This is a genomic window from Streptomyces sp. NPDC018045 (genome assembly GCF_044327445.1).
In the GTDB taxonomy this organism is placed as follows: domain Bacteria; phylum Actinomycetota; class Actinomycetes; order Streptomycetales; family Streptomycetaceae; genus Streptomyces.
This window is the reverse complement of sequence record NZ_JBIRFL010000003.1, coordinates 230,989-249,549: the sequence shown is the minus strand read 5'-3', so window position 1 is coordinate 249,549 and position 18,561 is coordinate 230,989. Positions and strand designations below refer to the sequence as shown.

At 73.8% G+C, this 18,561-nt stretch carries 13 protein-coding genes; 10 read left to right on the top strand and 3 right to left on the bottom strand.

The genetic code is table 11. The annotated features are described in order from the left end of the window. Positions 1-196: 196 nt before the first annotated feature. The 9 genes from pdhA (at position 197) to ACH4EB_RS08640 (ending at position 12,540) form a co-directional block, all read left to right on the top strand. Positions 197-1,420: a pyruvate dehydrogenase (acetyl-transferring) E1 component subunit alpha gene (gene pdhA, locus ACH4EB_RS08680; RefSeq protein ID WP_398346659.1), complete on the top strand. Its 1,224-nt coding sequence runs from the start codon at positions 197-199 to the stop codon at positions 1,418-1,420. Further along, positions 1,417-2,451, top strand: a complete 1,035-nt coding sequence (locus ACH4EB_RS08675; RefSeq protein ID WP_398346658.1) for an alpha-ketoacid dehydrogenase subunit beta — start codon at positions 1,417-1,419, stop codon at positions 2,449-2,451. The genes pdhA and ACH4EB_RS08675 overlap by 4 nt, the downstream gene beginning before the upstream one ends. Beyond that, complete coding sequence (locus tag ACH4EB_RS08670; protein ID WP_398346657.1) at positions 2,451-4,154, top strand: dihydrolipoamide acetyltransferase family protein; 1,704 nt, start codon at positions 2,451-2,453, stop codon at positions 4,152-4,154. Before ACH4EB_RS08675 ends, ACH4EB_RS08670 begins: the two co-directional genes overlap by 1 nt. Positions 4,155-4,538: 384 nt before the next feature. Further along, positions 4,539-5,498 (top strand): NTP transferase domain-containing protein, encoded by a 960-nt coding sequence (locus ACH4EB_RS08665; protein ID WP_398347056.1) that lies wholly within the window; start codon positions 4,539-4,541, stop codon positions 5,496-5,498. Beyond that, positions 5,495-8,239: a molybdopterin-binding protein gene (locus ACH4EB_RS08660; protein WP_398346656.1), complete on the top strand. Its 2,745-nt coding sequence runs from the start codon at positions 5,495-5,497 to the stop codon at positions 8,237-8,239. The genes ACH4EB_RS08665 and ACH4EB_RS08660 overlap by 4 nt, the downstream gene beginning before the upstream one ends. Next, positions 8,236-9,381, top strand: coding sequence for a potassium channel family protein (locus ACH4EB_RS08655; RefSeq protein ID WP_398346655.1), 1,146 nt, complete (start codon positions 8,236-8,238; stop codon positions 9,379-9,381). Before ACH4EB_RS08660 ends, ACH4EB_RS08655 begins: the two co-directional genes overlap by 4 nt. Positions 9,382-9,637: 256 nt before the next feature. Next, positions 9,638-10,615 carry an NAD(P)H-quinone oxidoreductase gene (locus tag ACH4EB_RS08650; RefSeq protein ID WP_398346654.1) on the top strand — a complete coding sequence of 326 codons (978 nt, stop codon included), beginning with the start codon at positions 9,638-9,640 and terminating at the stop codon, positions 10,613-10,615. Between the two features lie 1,023 nt (positions 10,616-11,638). Next, a complete protein-coding gene (locus tag ACH4EB_RS08645) occupies positions 11,639-11,869 on the top strand; it encodes a hypothetical protein (protein ID WP_398346653.1) in 231 nt (76 codons plus the stop codon). Between the two features lie 104 nt (positions 11,870-11,973). Further along, complete coding sequence (locus ACH4EB_RS08640; RefSeq protein WP_398346652.1) at positions 11,974-12,540, top strand: bacterial proteasome activator family protein; 567 nt, start codon at positions 11,974-11,976, stop codon at positions 12,538-12,540. A gap of 260 nt (positions 12,541-12,800) precedes the next feature. On the opposite strand, the gene ACH4EB_RS08635 is transcribed toward ACH4EB_RS08640, so the two are convergent. After that, positions 12,801-14,576: a protein kinase gene (locus ACH4EB_RS08635; protein WP_398346651.1), complete on the bottom strand. Its 1,776-nt coding sequence runs from the start codon at positions 14,574-14,576 to the stop codon at positions 12,801-12,803. 493 nt (positions 14,577-15,069) lie between these two features. On the opposite strand from ACH4EB_RS08635, the gene ACH4EB_RS08630 reads away from it, so the two are divergent. Further along, positions 15,070-16,716 (top strand): protein kinase, encoded by a 1,647-nt coding sequence (locus ACH4EB_RS08630; protein WP_398346650.1) that lies wholly within the window; start codon positions 15,070-15,072, stop codon positions 16,714-16,716. Positions 16,717-16,869: 153 nt separating this feature from the next. Here the strand turns inward: ACH4EB_RS08630 and ACH4EB_RS08625 are convergent, their stop codons facing one another. Both ACH4EB_RS08625 and ACH4EB_RS08620 read right to left on the bottom strand, forming a co-directional pair. Next, positions 16,870-17,910: a phosphotransferase gene (locus ACH4EB_RS08625; protein WP_398346649.1), complete on the bottom strand. Its 1,041-nt coding sequence runs from the start codon at positions 17,908-17,910 to the stop codon at positions 16,870-16,872. 23 nt (positions 17,911-17,933) lie between these two features. Continuing rightward, positions 17,934-18,350 (bottom strand): pyridoxamine 5'-phosphate oxidase family protein, encoded by a 417-nt coding sequence (locus ACH4EB_RS08620; RefSeq protein WP_398346648.1) that lies wholly within the window; start codon positions 18,348-18,350, stop codon positions 17,934-17,936. Positions 18,351-18,561 lie beyond the last annotated feature (211 nt).

Sequence of the window (18,561 nt, the reverse complement as noted above, 5' to 3'; positions counted from 1 at the left end):
CTCATCTCAGGCTGTGGAGAACCGATTGTCCACAGGCTGAGCCCGCCTGTAGCCAAAATGTGCCGGCGACCGAACAATCGGTAGGGACGGGCCGGTCGCCCGCCCCGTTCGTTCCTTACCCGCCCGTCGTCCCTCACCGCCCCCCCAGCGAGGCGCTCCGCGCCACTCTTTTCCGAAGTCCAAGGAGGTGCTCGTCATGACGGTTCTTGAGCAGCGCGGCAGCAAGAGGAGCGGGAGCCACCAGCCCGCGCCACCGCCCGCGTGGCGCCCCCGCGTGGACCCCGCGCCCCTCCTGCCCGACGCGGAGCCGTACCGGCTGCTGGGCACGGCTGCCGCGGCCCGGATCGACGCCGGACTGCTGACGGATCTGTACGGGCACCTGGTGCGCGGCCGCCGGTACAACGCCCAGGCCACGGCCCTGACACGGCAGGGCAGGCTGGCGGTGTACCCCTCCTCCACCGGTCAGGAGGCATGCCAGGTCGCCGCCGCCCGGGTGCTCAAGGAGCGGGACTGGCTCTTCCCCAGTTACCGCGACACCCTCGCCGCCGTGGCCCGCGGGCTCGACCCCGTGCAGGCCCTCACCCTGCTGCGGGGCGACTGGCACACGGGATACGACCCGCGCGAGCACCGCATCGCTCCCCTGTGCACCCCACTGGCCACCCAACTCCCGCACGCGGTCGGCCTCGCGCACGCCGCGTGCCTGAAGGGGGACGACGTGGTGGCGCTCGCCATGGTGGGTGACGGCGGCACCAGCGAGGGCGACTTCCACGAAGCGCTGAACTTCGCCGCGGTGTGGCAGGCCCCGGTCGTCTTCCTCGTCCAGAACAACGGATTCGCGATCTCCGTACCGCTCGCCAAGCAGTCCGCCGCGCCGTCCCTCGCCCACAAGGCCGTCGGGTACGGCATGCCGGGCCGCCTGGTGGACGGCAACGACGCGCCGGCGCTGCACGAGGTGCTCGGCGAGGCGGTGGAGCGGGCGCGCCGGGGCGGGGGACCGACGCTCGTCGAGGCGCTCACGTACCGCATCGAGGCGCACACCAACGCCGATGACGCCACCCGCTACCGCACCGACGCCGAGGTCGAGCAGTGGCGGGGACACGACCCGATAGCCCTGCTGGAGCATGAGTTGACGGAGCGCGGCCTGCTCACCGACGACTTCGTGCGGCAGACCCGGGACGGTGCCGAGGAGCTGGCCGCCGACCTCAGGGACCGCATGAACCAGGACCCGGCCCTGGACCCGATGGATCTGTTCGCGCATGTCTACGCCGAGCAGACCGGCCAGCTACGGGAGCAGGCGGCGCAGCTTCGGGCCGAGCTGGCGGTCGAGGCGGCGGACGCCGGAGAAGGCGCGGGCACGCTCGCCGGAAAAGGCGCCGGCCGGGCGACGGCGGACGACGCGGCGGGGGAGGAGCGGCCATGACGGTGACAGCGGCGGAGGCCACACGCAAGCCCGCCAGCATGGCGCAGGCACTGAACCGTGCGCTGCGCGACGCGATGGCCGCGGACCCGGCCGTCCATGTGATGGGCGAGGACGTGGGCGAGCTGGGCGGGGTCTTCCGGGTCACCGACGGCCTGGTGAAGGAGTTCGGCGAGGAGCGCTGCGGCGACACCCCGCTCGCCGAGGCGGGCATCCTCGGCACGGCGGTCGGTATGGCCATGTACGGCCTGCGGCCGGTCGTGGAGATGCAGTTCGACGCCTTCGCCTACCCAGGCTTCGAGCAACTGATCAGCCACGTCTCCCGGATGCGCAACCGCACCCGGGGCGCGATGCCGCTGCCGCTGACCATCCGCGTCCCGTACGGCGGCGGGATCGGTGGCGTGGAGCACCACAGCGACTCCTCCGAGGCGTACTACCTCGCCACCCCCGGCCTCCAGGTCGTCACCCCGGCGACGGTCGCCGACGCGTACGGCCTGTTGCGGGCGGCCATCGCCTCCGACGACCCGGTGGTCTTCCTCGAACCGAAGCGGCTCTACTGGTCGCGCGCCGACTGGTCCCCCGAAGCCCCGGAGCCGGTGGCCGAGCTGGGCCGGGCGGAGATCCGGCGGCCCGGCCGCAGCGCGACGCTGATCACGTACGGCCCGTCGCTGCCGGTCTGCCTGGAGGCGGCCGAAGCGGCCACGGCGGAGGGCTGGGACCTGGAAGTCCTCGACCTGCGTTCGTTGCTGCCCTTCGACGACGAGACGGTCTGCGCCTCGGTACGGCGCACCGGCCGCGCGGTCGTCGTGCACGAGTCCAGCGGCTTCGGCGGCCCCGGCGGGGAGATAGCCGCGCGCGTCACGGAGCGCTGTTTCCACCATCTTGAGGCGCCGGTGCTGCGGGTCGCGGGCTTCGACATCCCGTATCCGCCGCCGATGCTGGAGCGCCACCACCTGCCGGGTGTCGACCGGATCCTGGACACCGTCAGCCGGCTCCAGTGGGAGTCGGACTGGACCGAGGGGAGCGGTGACTGATGGCCGTGGTCCGTGAGTTCACGCTGCCCGACCTGGGCGAGGGCCTGACCGAGGCGACGGTGGTGCGGTGGCTGGTCGAGGTCGGCGAGGTCGTCGCCGTCGACCAGCCGGTGGTCGAGGTGGAGACCGCGAAGGCCCTGGTGGACGTGCCGTGTCCGTACGGGGGCGTGGTCACCGCGCGGTTCGGCGACGAGGGTGCGGAACTGCCGGTGGGGTCGCCGCTGCTGACGGTGGCGGTCGGAGCCCCGGCAGTGGCCGGGCCGGGGACGGAAGCGGGCCGGACGCCCGGGAAGGGGGCGGGCGCGGCGGGTGAGGTCTCCGGGGAAGAGCGGGGGGCCCGAAGGGGTGGCGGTACGGGTGCAGAGGTTGGGGAGGGTGCTGAGACTGGTGGGAGCGCTGAGGCCGGGGGGCGTGGAGAGGCCGGTGGGGGTGCGGCCGAGGGGTCGGGGAATGTGCTGGTCGGGTACGGGACGAGCGCCGCGGCGGGGCGTCGGCGGCGGGTTCGTCCGGCGGGGCGTGTGGGGGCGGGAGGTGCCGGCGCCGGTGCTGGGAGGGCTGAGGCAGGGGGCGCAGGTGCGGGGGCTTCTGGTGCTGGTGGTGCCGGGGCCGGGGTGGCTCAGCGGGTGTCGCCGGGAGCGGGAGCGGGAGCGGGAAAGGGGACAGGGGCCGGGGCGGGTGAGGGGCCGGGGCCGGGTGAGGTGCGTGGCGGTGGCGTCCCCGGTGGGCCGGTGCCGGTCGTTTCGCCGTTGGTCCGGCGGCTGGCGCGTGAGCACGGGCTGGACCTTCGGGAGATACGGGGGTCGGGCCCGGAGGGGCTGATCCTTCGTAAGGATGTCGAGCGGGCGGTGCGTGCTCGGGGCGCGGTGCAGGCGGAGGCCGGGGCCCGAGTGGGAGCTGGAGTCGAGGCGACGGCCGGGAGCGGAGCCGGAACCCCGGTCGTGGCCGGAGCCGGGGCGGGTAGCCCGGTCGGCGACGGAGGCGGCCACGGGCGAGAGCCCGTGGGGCTTCCCCCGGAGGCCGAGCGCATTCCGCTGAGGGGCATGCGGGGCGCCGCGGCGGAGAAGTTCCGGCGCAGCCGCCAGGAGATCCCCGACGCGACGTGCTGGGTGGACGCCGACGCCACGGAACTGCTCGCCGCGCGGCGGGAGATGAATGCCGTCGGCGGTGCCAAGGTGTCGCTGCTCGCCCTGCTGGCCCGGATCTGTACGGCTGCCCTCGCGCGGTATCCGCAGCTCAACGCCACCGTCGACGGGGAGGCCAACGAGATCGTGCGGTTGCCCGCCGTCCACCTGGGCTTCGCGGCGCAGACCGAGCGCGGGCTGGTGGTGCCGGTCGTACGGGACGCGCACCGCCGCACGGCCGAGGGGCTGACCGCCGAGATGGCCCGGCTGACCGAGGCGGCCCGGACCGGAGGGCTCGGCCTCGCCGAGCTGACCCACGGCACCTTCACCCTCAACAACTACGGCGTCTTCGGGGTCGACGGCTCCACGCCGATCATCAACCACCCCGAGGCGGCGATGCTCGGCGTGGGCCGAATAACGGCGAAGCCGTGGGTCCACGGCGGGGAGTTGGCCGTACGCCAGGTCGTGCAACTGTCGCTCACCTTCGACCACCGGGTGTGCGACGGGGGGACCGCCGGAGGGTTCCTGCGGTTCGTCGCGGACTGTGTGGAGCGGCCGGCGGTGTTGTTGCGGACGGTGTGAGCGGGGCGGGTTGGTGATCGGGACGGGACCGGTCGGTGATGGGAACGGGCCGGGGCGGTGACCGGGGTGGGCTGGGTCGGTGATCGGGACGGGCCCGGCGATACTCAAGGGGTGACCGACGACCAGACCGCTCACGACCGGGGCACCCGCGACCGGGCCGCCTACGGCCAGGCCGTCCGCGACCGGGCCGCTCACGACCAGACCGCTCACGACGGGGCAGCCCGCGGCCAGGCCACCCGCGATCGGGCCGCCCCCGGCCAGGTCGCCCACGACCGGGCCGGGTGCGATGAGGCTGTCCGTGGCCGGTCTGCCCGTGGCTGGTCCGCTCACGATCAGCACCCGCGTGACGACACCGAGGGTGGTGTCGGCGCGCGGGGTGAGCCGGTGCCGTACGACGTCATCGTGCTCGCCGGGGGTGCCGCCCGGCGGCTCGGTGGGGTGGACAAGCCCGCGGTGTCCGTCGGGGGCCGGGCGTTGCTGGACCGGGTGCTCGACGCCTGTGCGGACGCGGCGACCGCCGTCGTCGTCGGGCCCCGGCGGCCCACCGTGCGGCCGGTCGTGTACGCCCGTGAAGCCCCGCCCGGTGGTGGGCCGCTCGCCGCGCTGGACGCCGGGCTGCGGCACACCACGGCGCCGGTGGTGCTGGTGCTCTCCGCCGACCTGCCGTTCCTGACCGGTGGGACCGTACGGTCGCTGCTCGCGGCGGCCGCGGAGGACGGGACCGATGGCGCGCTGCTGCGGGACGCGGAGGGCCGGGACCAGCCGCTGGTCGCCGCTTACCGGGCGGGGGCGCTGCGCCGCGCGCTGGACGCCGTACGGAGTGCGCACGAGGCGCTCGCCGGGCTGCCGTTGCGGGCGCTGGTGGCGCGGTTGGATCTGTGCCGGGTGGCCGATTCGACGGACACGGCGTCCTTCGACTGCGACACCTGGGAGGACATCGAAGCGGCACGCGCCCGCATCAGGGAGCATGGAACCGTGTTGGACGAATGGATCACCGCAGCCAAGGCCGAACTGGGCATCGAACTCGATGTCGACACGGCGGCACTCCTCGACCTCGCGCGCGACGCCGCGCACGGTGTGGCCCGGCCGGCGGCGCCGCTGACGACGTTCCTGGTCGGTTACGCCGCCGCTCAGCAGGGCCGGGACGTGCCGGCTCTGGCGGAGAAGGTGGCCGCGCTGGCCAACCGCTGGGCCGCCGAGTCCGCCGAGAACACCGAAACCGCCGAGAACACCGAAACCGCCGAGAACACCGAAACCGCCGAGTCCGCCGAGAAGGCCGAATCCGCCGGCGCCATGCCGGAGGCGGCGCCCGGGGCCGAGCCGAAAGTGAAGCCGGCGGAATGACGGACGGGGAGTTCGACGACGCGCTGGCACTGGCCAACGGCGGCTCCGCCGAGGTGCCGCGCCGCGATGCCCAGCGGCCGTCCGGCCGCGACGCCGACGCCTACCGTGCGCCGGCGGGGCGGAACGACGGCGGCGGACGTGCGCGGACCCCGTACGGCGATGGCGGGCGCGAGCGGAGCCGTTATGACGACGGCAGCCGTGAGCGGAGCCGGTACGGGGACGGCCGGTCGCCGTATCGCGGTGCCGGCCGGGCACCGGAGCCCGGTGACGGGTACGGGCCGGCTTCCGGTCGCGGCTCCGCGCCGAGGCCTGGGGGCAGCTCCGCGCCGCCGCCTTCCGCAGGCGACCGCGCGCCCGCCTCCTCGGACGACGGCTACGTGCGGGCCTCCGACGAAGGCTACGCGCGGGCTGTCGACAACGGCTATGCGTGGGACGGCTACGCGCGGGCCTCCGACGAGGGCTACGTGCGGGCCTCCTCCGAGGACGGCTACGCGCGGGCTTGCGACGAAGGCTACGTGCGGGCCTCCTCCGAGGACGGCTACGCGCGGGCTTGCGACGAAGGCTACGCGCGGGCCTCCTCCGAGGACCGCTACGTGCGGGCCGCTTCCGACGACCGCTACGCACGTGCCTCCGACGACCACTGTGCGCGGGCCTCCTCCGACGACGGCTACGCGCCGGTCTTCGACGACGGCTACGCGTGGATCTTCGAGGACCGGGAGCCGACCCGGGAGGCCGGTCGGGGCGGGAAGGCGCCGACGGCCGGTACCGGACTGGACGACGACCCGCGCCTGGGTCCGTACACACCGTGGAACACCGCGTCGGACGCGGGAGCGCGCGGGGAGCCGACGCGCGCCCCCGAAAGCGCGGACGCCCCCTCACCCGCACCCCACACCCCGTCCCCAGCCCGGCACGCCGGCGACCCACCCGCCGCCCCAGGGACCCCGAACCTCCCCGCCACCCCGTCACCGACCCCCAACGCCTCAGCCACCCCGCCCTCCACCCCCGCACCCCCGCCGGCCACCCCCGCCGCTGCCGCCGACACCCCCGGTCTCCCCGGCCACACCGGACACCCCGGCCGACGCGCCCGGCACGACCGTCCCGCGCCGACCCCGTGGCGTACGGCGCGCAGGATCGCCGCCCGTGCCCCGTACGGTCCGCTGCCCCCGGTCGTCTGCCCGCTCGGCGGCGCGGCGCTCGGGCGTACCCTCGCCGAGCCGCTGACCGCGCTCACCGATCTGCCGTCCTTCGACACGTCCGCCATGGACGGCTGGGCGGTCGCCGGGCCCGGCCCCTGGCACCTCGCCGCCCGCACCCGTCCGGACGAGCGCGAACACGGCATCCTCGCCGGTCACGAGCCGTCCGAAGCCGTTGCCGACGGTGACGCGGTGCCGATCGCCACGGGCGCGCGCATCCCGCCCGGCGCCACGGCCGTACTGCGCAGCGAGCACGGCGAGGTGCGCGAACGGGCCGACGGATGCGCGCAGTTGTACGCGCCCGCTCCCGTGCCGCCCGGCCAGGACATCCGGCCGCGCGGCCAGGAGTGCCGCCGGGGCGATCAACTCCTGCCCGCCGGTGCCCTGGTGACCCCGGCCGTGCTGGGCCTGGCGGCGGCCGCCGGGTACGACGCGCTGACCGCGTATCCCCGGCCGCGTGTCGAAGTGTTCGTGCTGGGCGACGAGTTGACACACTCCGGGCTGCCCGCCGAGGGCCGGATCCGGGATGCGCTCGGCCCGATGATCACCCCGTGGCTGCGCGCGCTGGGTGCTGAGCCCGGGCCGCCACGCCATCTCGGGGACGATGCCGAGGTGTTGTACGACGCGCTCGCGTCCTCGGACGCCGATCTGGTGATCACCACCGGGGGCACGGCCTCCGGGCCCGTGGACCATGTCCATCCCACGCTGCGCAGGCTGGGGGCGGAGGTACTGGTGGACGGCGTCGCGGTACGCCCCGGGCACCCCATGCTCCTCGCCCGCCTCCCGCACCACCCGGACCCGAGCCCCGAGGGCCCGTCGGGCACCATCCGCGCCGGTGCCCCCGCCCGCCTTCTGGTCGGGCTGCCCGGAAACCCGCTCGCCGCCGTGTCGGGCCTGCTCACCCTGGCGGAACCGGCACTGCGTACGCTCGCCGCCCGCCGCCGGCTGCCCTCCTACCGGGCGCCCCTGACCGCCGGCGTGCCCGGCCACCCGCACGACACGCGGCTGGTGCCGGTCGCCTTCCGGGACGCCGCGGCCGACGAGTTGGACGGGGACGGCGGCGCGGTCGTACCGCTGCGCTTCAGCGGACCCGCCATGCTGCGCGGCATCGCTGCGGCCGACGCGATGGCGGTCGTACCGCCCGGCGGCGCGGCACGCGGTGAGGAGGTCGAACTTCTCGACCTGCCCTGGACGGCCGACGGAACGGCGGACATGGTGACGGGCTGGGCACCCGAAGCGCCCCACGCACCCGCCACCGCCACGCCCGACACACCGCACGCGCCCCACGCACCCGCCACACCCCACGCACCCGCCACCCCAGCCCCCCGCTCGAACGTTTCCCCGGCCCGGCCGCCCGCCCCCGGCTCCGCCCCACCGGCCAAGATCACCCCACCGGCCAAGACCACCTCACCCGGCCGCACCGACTCAACCGGCCCCACCACCTCATCCGACCCGACCGACTCGCCCGGCCCCACCACCTCATCCCACCCCACCGACCCGACCGACCCCCTCGGCACCACCGACCCGACCGGCGGAGGCGCCGCATGAAGCTCCCCACCCACGATGCCGCGGCGCGCGAGGTTCCCGAGGAGTCCAGCTACCGCATCGTGCTGCCCCGCCGCACTCCGGTGGCGCCGCTGCGCCAGGTCGCGCGCCGGCTCCTGATGGCCCTGCTGGTGCTCGTCGCGACGGTGGCCATCGTCTGGATCGACCGCGACGAGTACCACGACAACGCCAACGGCTCCGTCGACTTCCTCGACTGCGTCTACTACGCCACCGTCACGCTCTCCACCACGGGTTACGGCGACATCGTCCCGTACGGGGACGGTGCGCGGCTGCTGAACATCCTGCTCATCACTCCCCTCCGAGTCCTCTTCCTGATCATCCTGGTCGGGACCACTCTCGAAGTCCTCACCGAGCGCACCCGCGAGCAGTGGCAACTGAACCGCTGGAGAAACGCCTTGCGCGACCACACCGTCATCGTCGGCTTCGGCACCAAGGGCCGGTCCGCGGCCCAGACCCTGCGCGCGACGGGCCTGACCCGCGACCGCATCGTCATCGTCGACCCGAGCCCCAAGGTCATCGACTCGGCGGTGGCCGAGGGCTTCGCGGGCGTGGTCGGCGACGCGACCCGCAGTGACGTCCTGGTACGGGCCGAGGTCCAGCGCGCCCGTCAGGTCGTCATCGCCACCCAGCGCGACGACACGGCCGTCCTCGTCTCGCTCACCGCCCGCCAGCTCAACAAGAAGGCCAACATCGTCGCGGCCGTGCGCGAGGAGGAGAACGCGCCGCTGCTGCGCCAGTCCGGCGCCGACATGGTCATCACCTCGGCCAGCGCCGCCGGCCGCCTGCTGGGCCTGTCGGTGCACAGCCCCAGCGCCGGTACGGTCCTGGAGGACCTGATCCAGCAGGGCAGCGGGCTGGACCTGATCGAGCGCCCGGTGGTGAAGGCGGAGGTCGGCAAGTCGGTACGGGAGACCGACGACCTGATCGTCTCCGTACTGCGCGGCCACCGGCTGCTCGGGTACGACGATCCGGCGGCCAGCCCGTTGCAGGCCGCCGACCGGGTGATCACCATCGTCCGGGCCGCGCAGGCGGAACAGCAGGACGGGCCGACCAAGCCCGGCGTCAAGCCGATGATCCCCGGCACGGGGGTCTCCTCGATGGCACCCGTACGCCGCGACGACTGACGCCCCCGGAAGCGGTCTCCCGGAAGCGCGCCCCGGGAATCGACCTCCGGGATGCGCCCCCGGAAGAGACTCCCGGCCGCAGCCCCCAGGAGCGCCCTCCCGGCCGCAGCCTCTCAGGAGCGCCCCCAGGAGCGCCCTCCCGGAAGCGCCCCCGGGGCGCCCCCCCCGGCAGCGACCTTCCGGCAGCGGTCTCCCGGAAGCGCGCCCCCCGACCGCCTCCGTACGAGGTCGCGACTGGCGGAGTAGCCTCGCGGCCATGCGTGCGATCACCATTCCCGAACCCGGCGGTCCCGACGCCCTCGTATGGGCGGAGGTGCCCGACCCGCAACCGTCCGAGGGGGAGGTCCTGGTCGAGGTGGCGGCCACGGCCGTCAACCGCGCCGACCTCCTCCAGCGCCAGGGCTTCTACGACCCGCCACCCGGCGCGTCCCCGTACCCCGGCCTGGAGTGCGCCGGCCGCGTCAAGGCCCTCGGCCCGGGGGTCAGCGGCTGGTCGGTCGGCGACGAGGTGTGCGCGCTGCTGGCGGGCGGCGGGTACGCGGAGCAGGTCGTCGTCCCCGCGGGCCAGCTCCTGCCCGTACCGAAGGGCCTCGACATGGCCGCCGCGGCGGCACTGCCCGAGGTGACCTGCACCGTTTGGTCCAACGTCTTCATGATCGCCCACCTGCGGCCCGGTGAGACGCTGCTCGTGCACGGCGGCTCCAGCGGCATCGGCACGATGGCGATCCAGCTCGCCAAGGCCGTCGGCGCCCGGGTCGCGGTCACCGCGGGCAGCGCCGACAAGCTGGCCCGCTGCGCCGAACTGGGCGCCGACATCCTCGTCAACTACCGGGACCAGGATTTCGTCGAGGAGGTGCGCAAGGCCACCGACGGCAAGGGCGCGGACGTCATCCTGGACATCATGGGTGCCAAGTACCTCGACCGGAACGTCAAGGCGCTGGCCACCAACGGACGGCTCGCGATCATCGGCCTCCAGGGCGGTGCGAAGGGCGAGTTGAACCTCGGCGCGCTGCTCACCAAGCGCGGTGCCGTCACCGCCACCTCGCTGCGCGGCCGTCCGCTGGCCGAGAAGGCGGCGATCGTCGCGGCGGTACGGGAACACGTCTGGCCGCTGGTCGAGAACGGCCGGGTCCGGCCGATCGTGGACCGTACGCTGCCGATCGCGGAGGCCGCCGAGGCGCACCGGATCGTGGACGCGAGCAGCCATGTGGGCAAGGTCGTCCTGACGGTCTGAACCGGCCGCACCGGGCGTGCCGCGGTGGTGCCGTCGACTCGGCACCACCGCGCGCCCGGCCGCGCCGCCATCACCCCCTGGCCGTATGCCCGATACGCCCGAGATGCCGCCGGTAACGCTCCGTGTGACGCTGAGGAGATCAGGCGGCGACTCCGCAGGCCACGGGAGGTCATGGGCGTGACTCCGGAACTCGTGACCCCAGAACTCGTGGCCCCGGCCCCGGCCCCGGCCCCGGCCCTGGCCCCGGCCCTGGCCCCGGCCCTGGCCCCGGCCCTGGCCCCGGCCCCGGCCCCGACTCCGGAACCAACGGCTCCGTATCCGGCGTCTCCGGAACCCTCGGCCACCCGCCCCCACCGGTTCCGCCTCCACCTCGCGTCCGGTCTGGTGCTCGCCACAACGCTGTTGCCCCTTCCGTGCGGAACGGCGTCGGCGGCCACGGCGTCGGCCATGACACCGAAGACGGCCGTGCTCGACGGCGGCGACGCCTCCGGTCGCGACGCCTCCGGCCGCGGCCAAGCCCTCGGAACGAGAACCGGGAGGGCCCCCGGAACGGGAACCGGGAGGGCCCCCGGAACGAGAACCGGGAGGGCCCCCGGAACGGGAACCGGTACAGGGACCGGTCCCGGAGCGGCCCCCGATGCCGGAACCGGCCCCGCCCCCGAATCAGGACCGAACGCCCCCACCTCCACCCACTCGCGCCCCTCCCACTCCCAGAGCCACACCCCTCACACCCCCACCGACCCCCTGATCTCGCTCAACCAGGCCAACCCCCTGATCCCCCTCCTCCCGGCCCCGCTCGGCCCGCTGCTCGGTTCCGGTCCGGGCTCCGCCGGCCCGGCCCTGCCGTCGGAGGCTCACCCGTCCGCCCCCGGCGCTCCCTCGGCCGGTGCGGGGGCCCCGGACGGCCGCGCGTCCCGCTCCCCGTCCCCCGCTGCCACCTCACGACGCCCTGGAACGGCCTCTCCCGCCCCCTCGGCCACCCGCCGGGATGATCTGGCCGGGCGCCTCGCCCATCGCCCCTACGTGCCCCTGCCGCCCCTCCAGGCCCCCGCGCCGACGGCGTCCGCCGCCCGCTCGCACGGCCCCTCCCGTTACGCGCCCGGAGCGGTGCCCGGCGCCGCCTCCGCCGCCTCACCGGCCCCGTACGCCGGTACCGGGCCGGGCAGCGGCCGCCGGGTCCTCCCCCTGGGCGCGGGTATGGCACTGACCGGCCTCGGGCTCGCCTTCATCGCCCTGCGCCTGCGGCGCTCGTGACCGGGTCAGCGACCTCGGCCCAAAGCTTGTCCGCTCCCCGAGGTTGGATCACCTTTCTCCCAGGGCACAACCGTTCCTAGTCAGGTGTACGAGAGAATGGCGGCATGGATATGCCGATGAACGAACGGTCGCAGGAGAGCCCGCACGTCCTGGTTGTCGGCCCGGACGGAATGGCTCTCGGCAGCGCCGGCTCCGGTGGCGGGGACGGCGACGACGAGTCCCGCGAGGTTCCCGTGACGGACATGGTCGAACAGCCCGCGAAGGTCATGCGCATCGGCAGCATGATCAAGCAGCTTCTCGAAGAGGTGAAGGCGGCACCGCTGGACGAGGCGAGCCGGGTGCGCCTCAAGGAGATCCACTCCAGCTCGGTCAAGGAGCTGGAGGACGGCCTGGCGCCCGAGCTGGTCGAGGAGCTGGAGCGGCTGTCCCTGCCGTTCACCGACGACTCGGTGCCCACGGACGCGGAACTGCGGATCGCGCAGGCCCAGTTGGTCGGCTGGCTGGAAGGCCTCTTCCACGGCATCCAGACCGCGCTGTTCGCCCAGCAGATGGCGGCCCGCGCGCAGTTGGAGCAGATGCGCCGCGCGCTGCCGCCCGGCGCGGTGCCGTCCGACGACATGGAACAGGCCGCGCCCGGCCAGGGCGGCGCCCGCTCCGGTCCGTACCTTTAACCCGCGAACCGTCCCCCGTATCCCGACTGACCTGCTGTCCTGCTGACCTGCTGCCCTGCTGACCCACCGCCCTGACGACACGGGAAGCCCCACCCGCACCCCTGACTCAGGAAGCGCCATAGGAAGAGGCCCGCCGCGCATCCCGCGCGCCGGGCCTCTCCCGTGTCACTGCCGATCAGGACCGATCAGAACCGATCAGGGCCGACCGGGCGCCCGCCCCGTCCTTCGAGCTGCGTCCGTCCGACGAGCTGCGCCCCGCCCTACGAGCTGCGCCCCGTGGACACGGTCAGGTGAATCTTCTCGCCGCCCTTCGGGTCCCACAGCGAGATCGGCGACTGGGTGATGACGGTGTTCTTGCCGTAGATGGAGCTGTTGCGCTCGGAGACGTCGTACGGCCAGCCGGCCGCGTCCAGGCACCGCTTCACCGAGTCCAGGTTCTTGCCGTAGAAGGACGGCAGGAAGACCTTGCCCTTCTGGCTGTAGCTCTTGGCCGGGTCGGTGCAGCGCGTGGTGGAGATCGTGGCCGTGGGGTCCTCGCCCTTGACCGAGGACGACGGCGACGGGGAGTAGGTGTACGGGCTGGTGCGGCGGGTGGTGTGGCTGCTGCCGCCGCTCAGGCCGATGCCGATGGCGATCGCGGTGACCACGACCACGCCGACGATGGCGGAGACGACGATCACCGGGGTGTTGCCGCGGCCGCCGGGGCGGTTGCCGCCGGACCCGGGGCCGACCGGCGCCGGCGTCGGCGCGGGGGCCGAGGGGCCCGCGTACGGCGGCGGAGTCTGGAAGCTGTTGTTGTACGGGGCCGGGCCGGGGCCCTGGGAGGGGACCGGCGCCGGCGCCCGGTAGGCGTTGGCCGGCGGCGGCGTGGACGGCGCGGTGGGCCCGAAGCCCGGTCCGCCGGCCGCCGACGGGCCGGGACCCATCGACGGCCCCATCGGCGGGCCTGCCTGCGGGCCCGCCTGGGGCGCGGCCTGCGTCGGCCGGTACGGCGTCCGGACGTTCGGCGGTGCCGGGGTGTGCGGCCCCGCGGCGTTCGCGGACGCGGCCGGGAAGACCGCGGAGGCCACCGAGGAGCCGCTGGTGCGGGCGCGCGGACCCTCGCTGATGATCAGCGGTGTCGCGCCGGGCCGGCCCGACCCGGCGACGCGCAGGCACTCGTCCCGCATCGCCTCGGCGGTCGGGAACCGCTCGTTGGGGTTCTTCTTCAGCGCGCGGGCGACGAGCGCGTCCACGGCGGGCGGCAGCGACCGGTTGATGCCGGAGGGGACCGGCGGCTCCTCCTGGACGTGCGCGTACGCGATGGCCAGCGGGGAGTCCGCGTCGAAGGGAAGCTGCCCGGTCAGCAGTTCGAAGAGCATGATGCCGACCGAATACAGGTCGGAGCGGGCGTCCACGCCGCGGCCCAGGGCCTGCTCGGGCGAGAGGTACTGCGGGGTGCCGACGACCATGCCGGTCTGCGTCATCGAGGTGACGCCGGACTGCATGGCGCGGGCGATGCCGAAGTCCATGACCTTGACGATGCCGCGCTTGTTCAGCATGACGTTGCCGGGCTTGATGTCCCGGTGGACCAGCCCCATCTCGTGGCTGGCCTCCAGAGCGGCCAGCACATCGGCGGTGATCTTCAGCGCCTTCTCGGTGGGCATCGCGCCGTGCCGGGCGATGTCGTCGTCCAGGTCGGAGCGGAGCGGCCGGCCCGTCACGTACTCCATGACGATGTACGGCATCATGGCGCCGTCGCCCGCGCCGGTGGCGCTGTCGGAGAGCGTGTCCTCGCCGGTGTCGAACACCGAGACGATGTTGGTGTGCGTGAGCTTCGCCACGGCCTGGGCCTCGCGCCGGAAGCGCTCGCGGAACGCCTGCTCGCGTCCCAGCTCGGTGTGCAGCGTCTTGATCGCGACCTCGCGGTCCAGCACGCTGTCGTACGCGAGGTGCACGGACGCCATGCCGCCGGCGCCCAGAAGATCACGGAGCTGGTAGCGTCCACCGCCGACCGAACGGCCCTCGTACCGGTTCTGAGCGCCGTCCTGGCTCATGGTTCCGCTTCCCCCTTGGCGCGCTGTTCCCGCGCACGTTTTGCGGCGCGCCGCACCTCGTGGCTGTTGCCGTGCCCGTCCGTGCGGCGACGCATGGCGTGTTGACGTGCACAGACGTTACTCAACGTCGTGGGTCCCGGCACCTGCGGCAGGTGGCCGGCCCCATGGCACGCGCGGCTGCGGACGTGCCGAGATCAGTATGGGTTGTGCCGGGATCGCGTCCGAGTCCCAGCCCAGTCTGCCCCAGGGCCCGGGCACGTCAAGCTGTGTGCCCGTTCCGTGACCAGATGCGCAAGATCCCATTACGGTCCCGACCCGCGCGGACCGCCGTTCGGCGCGTGATCACCCCGGGTTAACTTGCGACAATGGGGCCGTAGAAGGTGTGATGACCGGTCCATCACGGGACCGGCGTGTGCCGCGGAGCCTGTAGCGTGCTCTAGCGAAGACCGAGACCTTACCGCTGTGATGCGGATCGATACGACGGCGAGGACCGATGGCACCGACGCAGAGCCCACAGGGCCCGTCCGATCCTGATGCCACCGGCTCCCACTCTCCTGACGCGAATCTTTCCGATACGCCGGAGATGTGGGGCAATGGCGGTTTGGTGGGCGACGGACGCTACCGGCTCACGCGCCGGCTCGGCCGGGGCGGTATGGCGGAGGTGTTCGCCGCCGAGGACGTGCGCCTCGGCCGCACCGTCGCCGTCAAGCTGCTGCGCGCCGACCTCGCGGAGGACCCGGTCTCCAAGGCCCGGTTCACCCGCGAGGCACAGTCCGTCGCAGGGCTGAACCACCACGCGGTGGTGGCGGTGTACGACTCCGGCGAGGACTACGTCGGCGGCAACACCGTGCCGTACATCGTCATGGAGCTGGTCGAGGGCCGCACCATCCGTGACCTGCTGCTGAACGCGGACGCCCCGCCGCCGGACCAGGCGCTGATCATCGTCTCCGGGGTGCTGGAGGCGCTGGCCTACAGCCATCAGCACGGCATCGTGCACCGCGACATCAAGCCCGCGAACGTCATCATCACGCACGGCGGCGCGGTCAAGGTGATGGACTTCGGCATCGCCCGCGCGCTGCACGGCGCGCAGTCGACGATGACGCAGACCGGCATGGTCATGGGCACGCCGCAGTACCTGTCGCCCGAGCAGGCCCTCGGCAAGACCGTCGACACCCGCTCCGACCTGTACGCGACCGGCTGCCTGCTGTACGAACTGCTGGCCCTGCGCCCCCCGTTCACCGGCGAGACCCCGCTGTCGGTCGTCTACCAGCACGTCCAGGACATGCCGGTGCCGCCCTCCGAGGTCGCCGGGGCGGTGCCGCCGGAGCTGGACGGCCTGGTGATGCGCTCGCTGGCCAAGGACCCGGACGACCGTTTCCAGACCGCGGAGGAGATGCGCGGGCTGGTCCAGTACGCCTTGCAGATGCTGCACGAGCAGGGTGGCCACACCGGTACGTGGAACACCGGCCCGGTCGCCGTGCACGAGGGCGGGCACACCCCGGCCCTGGGCTCGGCCGCCACCACCGCCCTGCCGCACCCGGACCACGGGCAGACCACGGCGCAGCCGATCCTGCCCCCCGGTATGCGGGACGGGGACGGCGGCTACGACGGCGGGCACCGGCCCGCCAAGGGCGGCAGCGGCAAGATCTGGCTGATCGCGGCGCTCGCGGTGATCGCCATCGCGGTCGGTGTGGCCATCGCGCTGCAGAACGCGGGCGGCGACGAGAAGAAGTCCCCGCCGCCGACCAAGAGCCCGTCGGCGTCCCAGAGCTCCGAGGCGCAGACCTCCGAGTCGCCGTCCGACGAGCCGTCGGACACGTACACGCAGCCCGGCGGCACGGGCGGCAACTCGCACACGTACAACCCGCCGACGACGCGCTACCCGAGCACGCCGCGCACCTCACGGCCGCCCACCACGCCGCCGCCCACCAGCAACCCGCCGACGACGCCGCCGCCCACCAAGCCGTCCAACGGCGGGACGACCAACGGCAACACGAGCACCGGCTCCGACGGCGGCAACGGTGACTCCAACGGCGGGACGACCAACGGCAACACGAGCACCGGCAGCGGGAACGCCGGGACGAGCGCGGGCAGCGGCCCGGGCGGCAGCGGCGCGAACGGTGAAGCGGACAGCGACTGACCGCGACCCGCTAGGCGACCGCACAGCGATCGCACAGCACCTCGCCTGACCACAGCGGGCGGCCGGATCACCGGCCGCCCGCTGTGGCGTTCCCGGGCGCGTCCGCGGCCTCCCGCGACGTGCTCCACCCGGAAGCGCCCCCACGGCCCGCCGTCACTCCGTGAAAGCCCCCCGTACCGCCGCGTACTCCCGCGTCCACCACACCGCCAGCGCGGCCGCCGCCGGGAACTGCGGGTCGGCCCGCCGGTCGCCCAGCCGGTAGCGCCAGTCGAGCATCCAGAAGTCGTTGAGCCGCTCCCACCACACCCGGTGCACGGCGGCGGCAAGTTCCGCCGCGCCGGCGCCCGAGGCGCGGCGGTAGGCGCCCGCGTAGGCCCGTACCTTCGGCAGGTCGAGGGTGCCGGCCGGCTGGACGAAGAAGATCGCGGCGGCCCGTACGGCCTCTTCCGCGCGGGGCTGTACGCCCAGCCGGTCCCAGTCGACGATGGCGGCCGGTTCGGCGCCCCGATAGAGCAGGTTGAGCGGGTGGAAGTCGCCGTGCACCCAGCCGGCGGCGGGCACCTGTGCCGCCTCCGGCCGCCGGTGGGCCTCCCGTTCCAGCAGCGCGCGGCGCTCCAGCAGCCGGTGTTCGGCCAGTTCGTCGAAGCTGCTGCGCGGCCGGGACCGGCGGGCGAGCGCGAGCAGTTCGTCGATCATCTCGAAGGTCCGCGCGGGGTCGGCGCCCGCGTGCTCGTACGGGGTCCCGGGGCCCGCCGGGTCGCGCGTTATGACCTGCTCCAGCGCGGTGTGCACCCGGCCCAGCAGGGCGCCCAGGCGGCACGACTGGAGGCGGGTGAGGGCGGCGCCGTCGCGGTGGCGGCCGTCGACCCAGGGGTGCAGCGCGTAGCAGCGGCCGCCGAGGACGGTGACCGTACGGCCGTCCGTGTCGGCGAGCGGCGGGGCGACCGGCAGGCCGAGCGCGCCCAGGCGGCGCGTGGCGCGGTGCTGGCGGGCGATGGCGGCCTGATCGCCGTCGAGGTGGTGTTTGAGGAAGTAGCGGCCGTGGGTGGTGGCGAGGCGGTAGCCGCGGTTGAGCAGCCCCTCGGCGACCGGCTCGCACGTCAACGGCTCCCCGGCGCCGTAACGGCGCAGCAGGGAGCCGAGGGTGTGTCCGTCGGGCGTGGTCACCGTCCGGACATCGGATGAGCGCAGCACGCGCCAGATGTTAGATCACCACGTCACACTGAGTGGGCGTAACGGAACACAGGGACATCACACAGGTAGTGGACCTTGACAAACTCCGCTTCTATGCGGAGGAAAACCGGGTCGAAGGGCTCTCCGTCGGCCAGCCGCGGGGTGCGGCCGAAGAGTTCGTACTCGGCCGGCGTGGGCACGATGGCGCGTGCGGTGCCGGTGAACTGGACGGACCACGTGTCGTTGGCGCCGGAGTTGACGTTGTCGGCCTCGTAGGCGACGACGTTGCCGTCCAGGGCGCGGTGGTAGCCGTGGCCGCGGTGCAGCCGCAGCAGGAGCCGGCCGTCGCTCACGACATGCCGCGTGACGGCGGTGAAGGGCAGCGCCCGCTGGCTGGCCGACACCCGTCCGTAGGGGACGCGGTTCAGCAGCTCGATGGCGTGGAGGTCGTCGGTGGGCATGGATACACCCTGCCGTGCCGGTGCGCGGGAAAGTAGGGGCACCCGCCCTGGGGAAAACGGGACGTTGGTCCTGAATCGTGCGGGGATTCTCCGCGGCGGGGTGTTTCGGGAGGTCGGAGCGGTGATGACCGCCGATTTTTTCCTCCTCTTGAACTTTCCCCCACGGTATTCGTTCAGGACTTTTACTCAAAAAGTTTTTTCGCGAGATGTG

Excerpts from the sequence above, each read along its gene's own strand:
- ACH4EB_RS08620 (WP_398346648.1), bottom strand. The coding sequence starts at position 18,350 with ATGCCCACCGACGACCTCCACGCCATCGAGCTGCTGAACCGCGTCCCC.
- ACH4EB_RS08635 (WP_398346651.1), bottom strand. The coding sequence starts at position 14,576 with ATGAGCCAGGACGGCGCTCAGAACCGGTACGAGGGCCGTTCGGTCGGC.
- ACH4EB_RS08655 (WP_398346655.1), top strand. The coding sequence starts at position 8,236 with ATGAAGCTCCCCACCCACGATGCCGCGGCGCGCGAGGTTCCCGAGGAG.
- ACH4EB_RS08640 (WP_398346652.1), top strand. The coding sequence starts at position 11,974 with ATGGATATGCCGATGAACGAACGGTCGCAGGAGAGCCCGCACGTCCTG.
- ACH4EB_RS08670 (WP_398346657.1), top strand. The coding sequence starts at position 2,451 with ATGGCCGTGGTCCGTGAGTTCACGCTGCCCGACCTGGGCGAGGGCCTG.
- ACH4EB_RS08630 (WP_398346650.1), top strand. The coding sequence starts at position 15,070 with ATGGCACCGACGCAGAGCCCACAGGGCCCGTCCGATCCTGATGCCACC.
- pdhA (WP_398346659.1), top strand. The coding sequence starts at position 197 with ATGACGGTTCTTGAGCAGCGCGGCAGCAAGAGGAGCGGGAGCCACCAG.
- ACH4EB_RS08650 (WP_398346654.1), top strand. The coding sequence starts at position 9,638 with ATGCGTGCGATCACCATTCCCGAACCCGGCGGTCCCGACGCCCTCGTA.
- ACH4EB_RS08660 (WP_398346656.1), top strand. The coding sequence starts at position 5,495 with ATGACGGACGGGGAGTTCGACGACGCGCTGGCACTGGCCAACGGCGGC.
- ACH4EB_RS08675 (WP_398346658.1), top strand. The coding sequence starts at position 1,417 with ATGACGGTGACAGCGGCGGAGGCCACACGCAAGCCCGCCAGCATGGCG.